Genomic DNA, 13,264 nt, shown 5'->3' on the forward strand with positions numbered 1-13,264 from the left:
GGACCGCCGGCCCGGTCGATCAGCGCTGGCGGGTCTGGCGCAGCGAGAGGATCACCGAGGTGCCGATGATTGCGGCAACGACGCCGAGCGAGAACAAGACGGGGATCTTGTAGATGTCGATCAACAGCATCTTGGCGCCGATGAAGATGAGCACCATCGACAGGCCGTATTTCAACAGCGCGAAGCGGTCGGCCATGTCGGCGAGCAGGAAGTACATGGCGCGCAGGCCGAGGATGGCGAAGATGTTGGAAGTCAGCACGATGAACGGGTCGGTGGTGATCGCGAAGATCGCCGGGATCGAATCCACCGCGAAGATGATGTCGGAGAACTCGACCAGCACCAGCACCAGGAACAGGGGGGTGACGTAGCGCACCAGCTTGCCGCCTTCCTCGCGATACACCACGAAGCGCTCGCCTTCGAGCTGATTGGTGACCTTCATGTGGCCGCGAATCCAGCGCAGGATGGGATTGGTCTCGAGATCGGGTTCCTGGTCGGCGAACCACCACATCTTGATCCCGGTGACCAGCAGGAAGGCACCAAAGACGTAGAGCAGCCAGTGGAACTGCGCCACCAGCCAGACGCCGGCGAAGATCATCCCGGTACGCAGGACGATGGCGCCCAGGACGCCGTAGATCAGCACCCGTTTCTGCAACTCCATGGGAATGGCGAAGAAATTGAACAGCATCAGCCAGACGAACAGGTTGTCCACGGCCAGCGATTTCTCGATCAGGTAGCCGGTGACGAATTCCAGCGCCTTCTGGTTGGCCATCGCACGGCCGGCGGTCTCGTCGAGATAGGCCCACAAGCCCAGGGCAAAGAGCATCGAGACGGTGATCCAGATCAGCGTCCAGGTGCCGGCTTCGCGTACCGAGACGCGGTGCTGTTTGCCGCCGCCAACGACGAACAGGTCGATGGCCAGCATCGTCAGCACAATGCCGAAAAACGTGGCCCACAGGCCCCAGCTACCTACAGTTTCCAAAGTGTTCCCCGACGATGAGCGGTGGCCGGGCGGCTACCGAAAAATGCCGTCGACAATAGGCGGTGGGTCGGGGCCGGTCAATGCGCCGGGCCTCGGAAAAGCCGAGGGATGATTCCGCTAAAACCGCAACCGTTGCGCCGCTCAGTGCTTGCCGCGCCACTTGGCCCAGAGGTGGTGCAGGCCGACCAGCAGCAGGCCGACGACGACGCCGATGGCGATGTCGGCGAGCAGCGCCAGCGCCCAGTGGCCGATCTCGAGATGGAGCAGGTGGCCGAGGATGCCGCCGGCGACGGCGAACATCGCGACCATGCCGACCGGGCCGAGCACCTTCAGGATGACCGGTGCCGCGTTGGCCATTGCCAGGCCGAGGCGGCGGCGCCAGCCTTCGCCTTTACGGGCGAGCGCCAGTCCCATGTCGTCGAGCCGGATGATCAGGCCGATCAGGCCATAGACGCCGACCGTCATCACCACGCCGACCAGCGCGAGCACGGCGATCTTGTAGCCGAGTGGGGCGTCGCCGGTGGCGGCGAGCGAGATCACCAGCATCTCGAAGCTGAGCACGATGTCGGTCTTGATGGCACCTCGGACCTTTTCGTCCTCGGTCATCGGCGCCGCTTCGGCAGCCCCGTCGCTGTCATCGTGGAAATACTCGAGCAGGCCCTCGCCGCCCTCGAAGGCGAGGTAGAGCGCACCCAGGGTCAGGGCGATGGTGATCGCCGGCGGCAGGAAGTAGCCGACGACCAGCAGCAATGCGGCCAGCCACACCTTGTTCACCGCACTGCCCTTGGTGATCCGCCACAAGGCGGGCAGTTCCCGGTTGGGCGAGACGCCGGCGACCTGGCCGGCGCCGACCGCCAGATCATCGCCAGCGACGCCAGCCGTCTTGACCGCCGCCTTGCCGGTCAGCGTTGCGATGTCGTCGGCCGCCGCGGAGAGTTTGGCGCTCTGCGCGGCGAGGTCGTCGGCTGCGCTGGCGGCGAGTTTGCTGACGTCGCGCAGCAGCGCGAAAAATGCGGAGGAGGCCATGGCTTGCGTCTCGCGGTCGGTGGAAGGTTCGCCAGTATACCGACCGGGTAGGCGCAGCGCCTGGCTTGCGTCGGTGTCACTGCCGCTATACTGCGCCTGAGCGTCATTCGCCGCCGAGTTCATTTGCCGTCAGGAGTTGCCATGCAGGATTGTTTGCCCGCCATCGAAGTCGAACACGGCAGCATGCCGCCCAGCCATAGTGTCATCTGGCTGCACGGCCTGGGGGCCGACGGTTCGGATTTCGTGCCGGTGGTCCCCGAGTTGGGCCTGCCCGACAGGGTCGGCGTCCGCTTCATCTTTCCGCACGCACCGGAAATTCCGGTGACCTGCAACGGCGGCTGGGTGATGCCGGCCTGGTATGACATCCTGTCGCTGTCGCCGAACGAACGGCGGATCGACGAAGCCGGCCTGCTTGCTTCCCGCGAAGCGCTGCGTTGCCTGATTGCCCGGGAAAACGAGCGTGGCATTCCCTGTTCGCGGATTTTCGTCGCCGGCTTTTCGCAGGGCGGGGCGGTCGCTTACCTGGGGGCGCTGACGCATCCGCAGGCACTTGGCGGCGTGATTGCGCTATCGACCTACATTCCGTCGGCGTCCTTGCTGGTACGCGAGGCGGCGCCGGCCAACCGCCAGATCCCGGTATTTGCGGCCCACGGCAGCGACGACGACGTGGTCTCGCCCGTTCTCGGCAAACAGGCGCGCGACCTGCTGCTGGGCGAAGGCTATGCCGTCGACTGGCATGAATACCCGATGCCACACAGTGTCTGCGTCGAGGAAATTGCCGATATCGGCCACTGGCTGCAGGTGCGCCTGGCATGAGCGCGGCGGAAGTCAGTCGCGCCGGTCTGACCGACGATCTGCCGCCGTATCCCGGGCTCGATCTGGACCGGATCATCCTGGTCGAAGGCGAGGCGGCCCTGGCCGCGGCCGCCGACGCCCTGCGGGCGGCAGCGGTGATCGGTTTCGACAGCGAATCCAAGCCGACCTTCCGCAAAGGCGAGGAATCGACCGGGCCACACCTGATCCAGCTTGCCACCGACGATCATGCCTGGTTGTTCCAGGTGGCCAATGCCGAAGCTCATCCCTTGCTGCGCGAGATACTCGAATCGCCGACGCTGCTCAAGGTCGGCTTCGGCCTGGGCAACGACCGCAGCGCCCTCAAGCGTCGTCTCGACATCGTGCCGCGCAACCTGCTCGATCTTGGCGAAAAACTGCGCGGTCCCGGTCATCGGGGTACCGTTGGCGCCAAGGTCGCGGTCGCGCACTTTTTCGGCCTGCGACTCCAGAAGTCGAAAAAGACCGGTACCAGCAACTGGGCCGCACGCCGTCTCGACGAGCGGCAACTGCGCTACGCCGCCAACGACGCCCATGTCGCCCTGTGCCTTTACCGGGCCTGGCGTGCCGCGCACCCCGACGCCTGAATTCGAACCCACTGGGGTAATTGCTGGCTGTTGGATTTCTTGCGATTGGCTATGATGCTGCTGGCAAGTCCTGGGCGCGTCATCGCCTCCAGGGCGGGCCAATGCAGTCTTTCAATGACCGTTCTAGGGAGTGACAATAATGTTCAGGAAATGGATGGCGGTAATGGGGTGTGTGGTCTCTTTCGGTGCTGCTCCGTTGCAAGCCCAGGAAGAGTCTGTGATCAAGCATGGCGAGATGAATGTCTCGGTGATGACCATGGGGGCGGGCGAGCATGTCGTCATCGCATTGCATGGCGCAGGCGGGAACGACCGACGCTTTTTCTTCGGCAAGAACGGCGGTGAGATGGGGCAGGCGCTCGCTGCCGCCGGCTTTCGCGTGATTGCCCCGAGCTGGGCCGGTCAGGCCGGTGCCGGTTTCAACGAAGTTGCAGCGGTGGTCGCGCATGCCAGGGAAACCGGGGCGACGAAGATTTCCCTGATGGGCCATAGCCGTGGTGGCGAACTGGCTGCCAACTATGCACGCAGTCAGGATGACGGGGTCTTCAATACGGTGATCCAGTTCGCCTCGGTGGATGATCGCGGATTGCCGATGACCCAGACCAAGAAACTGTTTGCCTACAACAAGAACGATCGCTGGGCCGCGTGGCAGCCGAAGGCCTTCACCCAGTCTGCCGAACCCAAGGTCCAGATTGAACTGGCTGGGCGTGGTCATCCAGTGTCCGACCTGATCAAGGAGAAGGCCGATCTGGTTGATGACGTGGTCGGTCTGCTCAAGCAGTGATCTTGCTGCAACGCCAAAAAAAACGGGGGCCGCGGCCCCCGTTTTTCGTTGTGGCTGAAATGCCGGCTTACTTGCCTTCCGGCACGTCCTTCTTCTTGTCGTTGCCCGGGATGTAAGGCGACCACGGCTGGGCGCGGACCGGACCCTTGGTCTTCCAGACGACGTTGAACTGACCGTCGGCCTTCACTTCGCCGATGAATACGGGCTTGTGCAGGTGGTGGTTCTTTTCGTCCATCTTGACGGTGAAGCCCGACGGCGCCTTGAAGGTCTGGCCGGCCATCGCGGCGATGACCTTGTCGGTGTCGGTGGACTTGGCCTTCTCGACGGCCTGGGCCCACATGTGGATGCCGATGTAGGTGGCTTCCATCGGGTCGTTGGTGACGACGGTGGCGGCGTTCGGCAGCTTCTGCTTGGCGGCCCAGTCCTTGTACATCTTGATGAACTTGGTGTTTTCCGGGTTCTTCAGCGACTGGAAGTAGTTCCAGGCGGCTAGGTGGCCGACCAGCGGCTTGGTATCGACGCCGCGCAGTTCTTCCTCGCCGACCGAGAAAGCGACGACCGGCACGTCGGTGGCCTTGAGGCCGGCGTTGCCGAGTTCCTTGTAGAACGGCACGTTGGAGTCACCGTTGATGGTCGACACGACGGCGGTCTTCTTGCCCTGGGAGGCGAACTGCTTGATCTTGGCGATGATGGTCTGGTAATCGCTGTGACCGAACGGGGTGTACTCTTCCATGATGTCGGCGTCGGCAACGCCCTTGGACTTCAGGAAGGCGCGCAGGATCTTGTTGGTCGTGCGCGGATAGACGTAGTCGGTGCCGAGCAGCACGAAGCGCTTGGCTTCGCCGCCGTCCTTGGACATCAGGTATTCGACGGCCGGGATGGCTTGCTGGTTGGGCGCGGCGCCGGTGTAGAAGACGTTCTTCTCGAGTTCTTCACCCTCGTACTGAACCGGGTAGAAGAGCAGGCCGTTGAGTTCCTTGTAGACCGGCAGGACCGACTTGCGCGACACCGAGGTCCAGCAGCCGAAGGTGACGGCAACCTTGTCCTGGGTCAGCAGCTGGCGGGCCTTTTCGGCGAACAGCGGCCAGTTGGAGGCCGGATCGACGACCACCGGCTCGAGTTTCTTGCCGAGGACGCCGCCCTTCTTGTTGATTTCCTCGATGGTCATCAGCGCGGTTTCCTTCAGCGCCGTTTCGGAAATCGCCATGGTGCCGGACAGCGAGTGCAGGATGCCGACCTTGATCGTGTCGGCGGCGTGGGCGGCCATGCCGATCGACGACAGGGCGGCGGCGAGGACGGTGGCCTTGATGAAGCTGCGACGAGTGCTCATGAAAACTCCTTGATCTGAATTGACTGACGTTTCGGAAAAAGCGTTTGCTGCGGTGCAACGTCAGATTAAGGAGGGCGAGCTTCCGGGCAAATACGTCAGATTGCGTAGGTTTGCGTATTTGGGGGGCTGGCTCAGGTCGGGGTGTTCAGGAAGGTTTCCAGATGCTGGTCGAATTCCCGGAAGTGTGCCTGCAGGGTGTGCAGGACTTCGTCGATTCCCTGGATGGCCAGTACGCAATTGCCGTCGGCCGAGAAGACCAGGCGGATGGCCCGTAACTGCTCGCCGATGGCCTGGTGGGCCTGGTTGTGGGCAAGACGATGGGCCTTGGGGACGTTGTCGGCCATATAGACCGATTCGACCGCGTTGTGCTTGAGCGTGGCTTCGACGAAGGTTCGGACCAGTTGCTCGATGTTGCTGTGGCAAGACTCGCGGTGGCCGGAGGGGCAATCGCGGCAGTTGTCTATCCCTTCGCCACGGTCGCAAACAGCCTTGATGCGCTGGATCAGGTCGAGCAGATAGTCGTGGTCGCGGTGCATACGATCCACGGCATCGTTACAGATCAAGTGCATACACGCCTCCAGGGAAGTGGCTGTTGTGTTCCTGTCGAGCGTTTTGAGTATAGAGGGTTTTTCGGGAAAGTTGCTGGCGATGTCAGCCCTGCGATTTTTCGAGGGCTGCCAGCAATCGCAATGCCCGCTCGCGATTCTTGGCGATGGCGGCAGCGCGTTCGTCTACCTTGGCAGCGTCGGCGAGCGATGCCTGCAGCAGTGCCTGGTGCGGCGTCAGACCGCCCAGCGCTGCGTGCAGCATGCTGTCGATTTCTGCGTCGGTCTTTTCTTCCGGCATGGGGGGCTCCGTGGGTCTTGCGGCGATACGAAAGAAAAGGCCCCGCGGGTCGCGCGGGGCCTTTCGTCATGCAAGCCCGGGAATTACTTGCCCTGCTTCATCGCGGCAGCGATGTTCTTCTGGGCGGCATCGGAGAATTGCTTGGCGATGGCGTTCATGTTGCCGAAGGCCGAGTTGGCAGCGGCGATGGCGCTCTGCACGGCGGCAACGGCACCTTCGGAACCGGCCGGCGCGGACTTGGCGGCCAGGTCGACCATGTTGGCGATCGACTTCTGGAATTCGCCGAACTGGGCTTCGACCATCTTGGCCAGTTCCTGCTGGGTCTGGCTGGAGATTTCGTAGACCGAACGCGAGTAGGCAACAGCCTTCTCGACGGCCGGCTGGGCCAGTGCCTTCTGGGCGGCCAGGGCGGCTTGCGGGTCCTTGGCTTCGAGCACGGTCTTGACGCCGGAAGCGGTGTCTTCCAGAGCGGCGCGGGCGGTGTTCAGGTTGAGGGCGGCGATGCGCTCTGCGGAGGCCAGTGCCGTGTTGGCGACGGACAGCAGGGAATCAACGGTGGCCTTGTTGGCGGCGGCGAATTGCTCGGTATTGATGGACATTGCTGTCTCCTTGAATGGTCATGAAAGTGTTCGCTGTACAGTATAACGGAAGAATATTGTGCACTGCAACATAATTATCCGGTCTGCTCGGGTTGATGGAAATATCAGGCACCCGGGGCCAGCAGCGTATTGCCGCTGAAACAGGCTTCAACCTGACCGACCGGCATGGGCCGGGCGAACAGGTAGCCCTGGGCGACACGGCATCCGTTGCTCAGCAATGCCTGCCGCTGCTCCTCCGTTTCCACGCCTTCGGCGACGACATCCATCCCCATGACATTGGCCATGGCGATGATGGTGCGCGCAATCGCCTCGTCGTTGGCGTCGTCGGCGATGCCGTCGACGAAGCTGTGATCGATCTTGATTTCGTTGATCGGATAGCGCTTCAGGTAGCTCAGCGACGAATAACCGGTGCCGAAATCGTCCACGGCCAGATGCACGCCGAGCTGCTGCAATTCGGTGAGCATCTGCAGGGTGTAATCGGTATCGTCCATCAGCGCGTATTCGGTCAATTCCAGCGCCAGGCAGTCCGGTTGCAGTCCGTGCTCGGACAGCATGCGTGAAATCAGGCTCGGCACATGGGACTTGCGGAACTGCTTGGGCGACAGGTTGATTGCCACCTTCGGCGGTTTCAGGCCGGCCTCGCGCCAGGCGACGATCTGGGTGCACACCGCGTCGAGCACCCATTCGCCGATGGCGCCGATCAGGCCGATCTCTTCGGCCAGTGGAATGAATGTACCCGGCAAGACCAGGCCGCGCTCGGCATGCCGCCAGCGCAGCAGTGCTTCGAGCCCGGTGAGTTCGCCGGTCTGCATGTCGAGCTGGGGCTGGTACACCAGATGAAAGGCGTTGCTGGCGAGCGCCTGGCGCAGATCGTTGATCAGGTACATGCGATCGTGCGAGAGGGTGCGCAGTTCGCCGGTGAAGAACTGGTAGTTGTTCTTGCCGCGCTCCTTGGCCTTGTACATGGCGATGTCCGCATTTTTCAGCAAGGTCTGGCAATCCGCCCCGTCGTCGGGGTAGAGGCTGATGCCGATGCTGGCGGTGGTGAACACCTGCTTGCCGTCGAGTTGGTGCGGTAGCGACAGGCTGTCAACGATACGTTGGGCCGCAACGACCACTTCACTGGTATTCTCGATCTCGAAAATGATCGTGAATTCGTCCCCGCCGAAGCGCGAGACCGTGTCGCCGGCACGGATGCAGAGCTTGAGCGATTCGGCGACCTGTTTGATCAGGATGTCGCCGACATCGTGGCCCATGGTGTCGTTGATCAGTTTGAAGTTATCGACGTCGACGAACAGGACGGCCAGTTGACTTTGGTTGCGCTCGCATTTGCTGATCGCCATTTTCAGGCGGTCGTTGAACAGCATGCGGTTGGGCAGGCCGGTCAGTTCGTCGTGAGTGGCCAGGTATTCGATACGTTTCTGCGACTGCTTGACGACGCTGATGTCGCTGAAGATGCCGACGTAGTTGACGAGCTCGCCTTCGGCATCGCGGACGCTGTTGATGGTCAGCCATTCCGGGTAGAGGTCGCCATTCTTGCGCCGGTTCCACACTTCACCCTGCCACCAGCCGTTATTCTGGATCGATTTCCACATTTCCTCGAAGAACTCGGTGCCGTGCTTGCCCGAACTGAGCATCGACGGGCTGCGCCCGATCGCCTCGCGTTCGCTGTAGCCGGTGACCCGCTTGAACGCGTCGTTGACCGTGAGGATGCGGGCATTGGCGTCGGTGACGACAATGCCTTCGCCGGAGTGATCGAAAACGCGGGCGGCAAGTCGGAGCTGGTCCTCGGCATGCTTGCGCTCGGTGACGTCCGACGATTGTGTGCATATGGCATAAACGACGCCGTCGTCGCCGAGCAGCGGGAAACGCACCGAGTTCAGGATGCGTTCGCCGCGGGCCGTCGGCACCCTTTCCTCAACCTCCTGCGCTGAATTGTTGCGCAGCACTTCCAGGTCGCGCTGACGGAATTCGTCGGCGATGCGTCCGCCGAATATCTGGCGATCGGTCTTGCCAATAATGTCGTCGGCGTTGACGCCGAAATGCTCCTCGAACTTGTGGTTGACGAAAACATAGCGGCCGGCCGTGTCCTTCAGGCTGGACAGCGTTGGCGAGGCGTTCATGATTGCCGTCAGCTTCTGCTGGTTGGTGCGCAGGATCTGTTCCGAGGTGTGCAGTTCGGTGTCGTCGATGAGCAGGACGATGGCGCCCCGGATTCCGCGCGGCGAGATGTTCGGCGCGATGTGCAGGGCGTAGTGACGGCTGATTGAACTGATGGCCTGTTCGACCGGTTCGCCGTCCACGATCACCTGATGGACCAGATGGCTGAAGTCCTGCATGCCGTGCGGCAACTTGATGCGGTTCAGGGACATGCCGACCGCCGGCGTACCCAGCGAGAACAGGCCGGCAGCCAATTGGTTGAAGCGCTCGATCTCCAGGCCGCGATTGACCGAAATCAGCGGGAAACCGATGCAGTTCTGGATGCTTTCGAGGTCGTAGTTGAACTCCAGCAACTGCGTGCTCTTGATCTGCAATTCTTCGTTGACCGTGGTCAATTCCTCGTTGGTCGCCTGAAGCTCCTCGTTCGAGGCCTCCAGTTCCTCGTTCGACGACTGCAATTCCTCGTTGGCCGCCTGCACCTCTTCGTTGAGGGCCTGCATTTCCTCGTTCGAGGTTTCCAGTTCCTCGATCACCGCCTGCAGATGCTCGCGCATGGCGACGATTTCGTCCTCCAGTTCGCGTACGGTTGCCCCGGATTCACTATTGCCTGGGCCAGCGACACTGCGAATCCTGGCGACAGGTTCGAATACAACCAGGAACATGGCATTGCTCTGGTTCGCTTCGACGGCATGGACGACCATGCGCACGGCGCGCTTGCCGTCGGCCAGTTTCAGCGTCCGCGCCCGACCGCAGGCCGATCCCTGTTTGTGCCTTGCCTGGTGCGTCAGTGTCTGCAGATCGGCGGCAAATTCCTTGCGGATCAGATGGGGCAGGTCGAAATTCGGCCGGCCTTCGGCGACGTTGAGGAAGTCGCTGACATTGCCTTGCAGGTGCAGGATGTCGAAATTGCCGTTGATCAGGATGCCGGGCGGCTGATAGAAGCGGGCAGCCGACTCCTGATAAAGGGTGGCGGCGGTTTTTTCGACCACCTTGTCGATTTCGGTGCCGGCCCGTTCCGCCGGCGACAGGATGAAGGCGCCGGCAGACAGGTTGGGACGCGTCAGCACGTTTTCCCGGCGAAATATCCGGGCATCCTTGTGTACCGAGCCGAAAAGTGAGTCCTGCTGGTAGACATTCTCCGATTTGCCAAGGAATAGATAGCCGTCGGGCCGTAATGCATAGTGGAAGACGGACAGGATGCGGGCCTGGAGTTCCGACTGGAAATAGATCAGCACATTGCGGCAGGTGATCAGGTCAAGACGCAGGAAGGGCGGGTCCTGGACCAGATCCTGGCGGGCAAAGACGACCATTTCGCGCAAGGTTTTCGAAACCTCGTAGGCATCACCCCGGGGAACGAAATAGCGGGCAACCATTTCGCTTTCGAGCGTTGCGATGGCCGATGCCGAATACACCCCCTTGCGGGCGATGGACATCGCGTTGAGATCGAGATCGGTGGCGAATATCTGCACGCGCAGATTGCTCAGCGCCGATCCGCCACGTTCGCACAGCAACATGGCGACCGAATAGGCTTCCTCGCCGGTGGCGCAGCCTGCGACCCAGACGCGCAATTCGTCGCCTGGGCGCTTCTCCCGCAGCAGGCCTTCGAGTACGTTGCCCAGGGCATCGAAGGCTGCCGGGTCGCGGAAGAAGGCGGTCACCGAAATCAGGACATCCTTGTAGAGCAGGTCCAGTTCATCAGGTACCGCATCGACGTGGGCAAGATATTCCTCGAGCGAAACCATGCGATTCGCCGCCATCCGTCGCTCGATCCGTCGCCAGATGGTGTTTTCCTTGTAACCGTTGAGGTCGACCTTGGTGTGCTGGCGGACCTTGGCCAGCAGTTTCTTCAGCGTCGAAGCGCTGCCCAGGTTGCTTTCAGGCGGCGCCAGATGTTCGCGGGAACGGGCGATTTCAGCAATCCGCCGGGCGATTTGCTCCGGGGGTAGCACCCAGTCGATGGTGCCGCTGTCAATGGCCGCTTGCGGCATGCCGGAATACTTGGCGCTGGCGGGTTCCTGGGCAAAAGTGAAACCGCCGGCGGCCTTGATGCTGCCGATGGCCTGCGCGCCATCGCTGCCCGTGCCGGAAAGGATGACCCCGATGGCGTCACTGCCACGGGCTTCGGCCAGCGAAGCGAGGAAGACATTGACCGAGGGCTTTGGCGCCACCCGGGGGGGCGTCTCGACCAGGACGAAAGTGTCGCCTTCAAGCGTCAGATTGCGATTGGCGGGGGCGATGAAGATGGTATCGGCTTCGAGTTGCCCGCCTTCCTCGGCTTCGCGTACCGCCATTTCGGTATCGCGACCCAGCAACTGGGCCATCATGCTGCGATAGGTCGGCGACAAATGCTGGATGACCACGTAGCAGATGCCGAGATCGACCGGCAGGTGCGAAATCAGTGCGGTCAGCGCTTCCAGTCCACCGGCAGACGCGCCGATGCCGACCACATAACGCGGACGCGTCGGATTGAAACGCGTTGGTTCATCGTCCGGTTCGGCGATCCCGGTCACGCGGGATGCTTCACCCATGTCTTCCTCTGACAACCCCATTGCGGTGCCACCTTCCCTGTTTGGTTTTTGTGCGAATCGATCAGGCCCGGCCGGGAGGCCGGAATTCGCAGTGGCGGCACGCGGAGACCGATGCGACCCCGTTCGTTACCTAGGCAGCATCGTACGTTGTTTTTCCATAATGCGAAAATGGTTTTTTATTCTGGTGCTTATGCAACAGGAGAGGGCGACAACCAAATCTTTGCATTGATGAAATCTTCATCCACCTTGATGCATCAGGGCTGGGCAAGGAACTGATCGATCTTTTTGCGCAGGCTGCTGCTGTCGGGCGAGGTCAGGCTGGTGTAGGCGACGATCTGGCTGCCATCGCGGTTGATCAGGTACTTGTGGAAGTTCCATTTCGGGGTGCTGCCGGTGCGTTCGGCCAGTTGGCGGTAGAAGCCGTTGGCCTGCGGTCCCTTGACCACGGTCTTGGCGACCATCGGGAACTCGACGCCGTAGGTCATCCGGCAGAAGTCGGCGATCTGCTGGTTACTGCCCGGCTCCTGTTCGCCGAAGTCGTTGGACGGAAAACCGAGCACGACCAGGCCGCGATCCTTCAGTTCGGCGTAGAGTTTCTCCAGGCCTTCGTACTGCGAGGTGAAGGCGCACTTGCTGGCCGTGTTGACGACTAGGATGACCTTGCCGGCGTACTGGCAGAGCGGCATCGGCGAGCCATCCTGAAGATTGGCGAACTGGTGGTTGAGCAAGCCCGGACAGGCCGGTTGTGCCTGCGCCAGCGGCAGGCCGAGGAGGGCCAGGAGGCTCGATAAACCCAGTCGGCGTAACCACTTCGTTTTCATTGCAGCGTCCTTTCTCGTTGAGGTTCAGCCGCTTTGACAGCGATTACGCCTTTACGTGCAGTCCACACTCCTTGGATTCCGGTGCTTCCCACCACCATCTGCCGGCGCGGATGTCTTCGCCGAGGGAGACGGCGCGAGTGCAGGGGGCGCAGCCGATGCTGGGGTAGAACTTGTCGTGCAGGGCGTTGTAGGGCACGGCGTTCTGCTTGATGTAGGTCCAGACTTCATTCTCGCTCCAGGCGGCGAGCGGGTTGAATTTTTCCAGGCCGTTGCCTTCGTCGTATTCCTGCGTCGCCAGCTGGCCGCGGGTGGCCGCCTGTTCGGCGCGCATGCCGGTGATCCAGGCGCGCTTGCCGGCCAGGGCGCGGCGCAGCGGTTCGACCTTGCGCGCGTAGCAGCAGGCCTTCCTGAGCGTCACCGAGTCGTAGAAGGCGTTGATGCCGTGCTGGCGGACGTAGCTTTCGACTTCCTCGGCTTGCGGGAAGTAGAGCTTCAATTTCAGCCCGTAGTGCCGGTCGACCGCCGCCATCAGGTCGTAGGTTTCAGCCGGCAGGCGGCCGGTGTCGAGGCTGAAGACTTCGATCGGCAGCTTGGCCTTGACGATCAGGTCGGTGAGGACCATGTCTTCGGCGCCGAGGCTGTTGGCGAAGGCGGCCGGCGACCACGCGCCGGCGATGTCGGCGAGCAGCGCGCGCGCAGCGTCTGCCTTGGCGGCGGTGCTGGCGGCGAGTTCAGGGGTGATGTTGAGCAGGGCTGGCGTCATGGCTGGCTGGGCT

Annotated in this window: 12 protein-coding genes; 3 read left to right on the forward strand and 9 right to left on the reverse strand. The window is 62.1% G+C overall.

The features are described from left to right. Window positions 1–19: 19 nt before the first annotated feature. A complete protein-coding gene (locus tag Q0799_RS14080; protein ID WP_298399470.1) occupies window positions 20–979 on the reverse strand; it encodes a TerC family protein in 960 nt (319 codons plus the stop codon). A gap of 141 nt (window positions 980–1,120) precedes the next feature. Then, the gene (locus Q0799_RS14085; protein WP_298399472.1) at window positions 1,121–2,005 is read right to left on the reverse strand and encodes a DUF808 family protein; all 885 of its coding nucleotides are present in this window, start codon (window positions 2,003–2,005) and stop codon (window positions 1,121–1,123) included. Window positions 2,006–2,146: 141 nt separating this feature from the next. Here Q0799_RS14085 and Q0799_RS14090 point away from each other — a divergent pair, with 141 nt between their 5' ends. The 3 genes from Q0799_RS14090 to Q0799_RS14100 all read left to right on the forward strand — a co-directional run bounded on the left by Q0799_RS14090 (window position 2,147) and on the right by Q0799_RS14100 (window position 4,204). Continuing rightward, window positions 2,147–2,821, forward strand: a complete 675-nt coding sequence (locus tag Q0799_RS14090) for a carboxylesterase (protein WP_298399474.1) — start codon at window positions 2,147–2,149, stop codon at window positions 2,819–2,821. Further along, a complete protein-coding gene (locus tag Q0799_RS14095) occupies window positions 2,818–3,423 on the forward strand; it encodes a 3'-5' exonuclease (protein ID WP_298399476.1) in 606 nt (201 codons plus the stop codon). The genes Q0799_RS14090 and Q0799_RS14095 overlap by 4 nt, the downstream gene beginning before the upstream one ends. 217 nt (window positions 3,424–3,640) lie before the next feature. Then, window positions 3,641–4,204, forward strand: coding sequence for an alpha/beta fold hydrolase (locus Q0799_RS14100; protein WP_298399478.1), 564 nt, complete (start codon window positions 3,641–3,643; stop codon window positions 4,202–4,204). A gap of 67 nt (window positions 4,205–4,271) precedes the next feature. Here Q0799_RS14100 and urtA read toward each other — a convergent pair whose 3' ends face one another. The 7 genes from urtA to Q0799_RS14135 form a co-directional block, all read right to left on the reverse strand. After that, complete coding sequence (gene urtA / locus Q0799_RS14105) at window positions 4,272–5,534, reverse strand: urea ABC transporter substrate-binding protein (protein ID WP_298399480.1); 1,263 nt, start codon at window positions 5,532–5,534, stop codon at window positions 4,272–4,274. 131 nt (window positions 5,535–5,665) lie between these two features. Beyond that, the gene (locus Q0799_RS14110; RefSeq protein ID WP_298399482.1) at window positions 5,666–6,103 is read right to left on the reverse strand and encodes a hemerythrin domain-containing protein; all 438 of its coding nucleotides are present in this window, start codon (window positions 6,101–6,103) and stop codon (window positions 5,666–5,668) included. Window positions 6,104–6,185: 82 nt separating this feature from the next. Next, entirely contained in the window at window positions 6,186–6,380 is a 195-nt protein-coding gene (locus Q0799_RS14115; RefSeq protein WP_298399484.1) for a hypothetical protein, read from the reverse strand. Between the two features lie 83 nt (window positions 6,381–6,463). Further along, window positions 6,464–6,979, reverse strand: coding sequence for a phasin family protein (locus Q0799_RS14120; protein ID WP_298399485.1), 516 nt, complete (start codon window positions 6,977–6,979; stop codon window positions 6,464–6,466). Between the two features lie 104 nt (window positions 6,980–7,083). After that, window positions 7,084–11,667: an EAL domain-containing protein gene (locus Q0799_RS14125; RefSeq protein ID WP_298399487.1), complete on the reverse strand. Its 4,584-nt coding sequence runs from the start codon at window positions 11,665–11,667 to the stop codon at window positions 7,084–7,086. A gap of 254 nt (window positions 11,668–11,921) precedes the next feature. Beyond that, window positions 11,922–12,488 carry a glutathione peroxidase gene (locus Q0799_RS14130; protein WP_298399489.1) on the reverse strand — a complete coding sequence of 189 codons (567 nt, stop codon included), beginning with the start codon at window positions 12,486–12,488 and terminating at the stop codon, window positions 11,922–11,924. Between the two features lie 43 nt (window positions 12,489–12,531). Beyond that, window positions 12,532–13,251, reverse strand: coding sequence for a phosphoadenylyl-sulfate reductase (locus tag Q0799_RS14135; protein WP_298399491.1), 720 nt, complete (start codon window positions 13,249–13,251; stop codon window positions 12,532–12,534). Window positions 13,252–13,264 lie beyond the last annotated feature (13 nt).

Source organism: uncultured Azonexus sp., from assembly GCF_937982035.1.
Lineage (GTDB): Bacteria > Pseudomonadota > Gammaproteobacteria > Burkholderiales > Rhodocyclaceae > Azonexus.

What these genes read in the sequence shown, in the direction of transcription:
- Q0799_RS14085 (WP_298399472.1), bottom strand. Translation starts at nt 2,005, where the DNA reads ATGGCCTCCTCCGCATTTTTCGCGCTGCTGCGCGACGTCAGCAAACTC.
- Q0799_RS14090 (WP_298399474.1), top strand. Translation starts at nt 2,147, where the DNA reads ATGCAGGATTGTTTGCCCGCCATCGAAGTCGAACACGGCAGCATGCCG.
- Q0799_RS14095 (WP_298399476.1), top strand. Translation starts at nt 2,818, where the DNA reads ATGAGCGCGGCGGAAGTCAGTCGCGCCGGTCTGACCGACGATCTGCCG.
- urtA (WP_298399480.1), bottom strand. Translation starts at nt 5,534, where the DNA reads ATGAGCACTCGTCGCAGCTTCATCAAGGCCACCGTCCTCGCCGCCGCC.
- Q0799_RS14110 (WP_298399482.1), bottom strand. Translation starts at nt 6,103, where the DNA reads ATGCACTTGATCTGTAACGATGCCGTGGATCGTATGCACCGCGACCAC.
- Q0799_RS14115 (WP_298399484.1), bottom strand. Translation starts at nt 6,380, where the DNA reads ATGCCGGAAGAAAAGACCGACGCAGAAATCGACAGCATGCTGCACGCA.
- Q0799_RS14120 (WP_298399485.1), bottom strand. Translation starts at nt 6,979, where the DNA reads ATGTCCATCAATACCGAGCAATTCGCCGCCGCCAACAAGGCCACCGTT.
- Q0799_RS14125 (WP_298399487.1), bottom strand. Translation starts at nt 11,667, where the DNA reads ATGGGTGAAGCATCCCGCGTGACCGGGATCGCCGAACCGGACGATGAA.
- Q0799_RS14130 (WP_298399489.1), bottom strand. Translation starts at nt 12,488, where the DNA reads ATGAAAACGAAGTGGTTACGCCGACTGGGTTTATCGAGCCTCCTGGCC.
- Q0799_RS14135 (WP_298399491.1), bottom strand. Translation starts at nt 13,251, where the DNA reads ATGACGCCAGCCCTGCTCAACATCACCCCTGAACTCGCCGCCAGCACC.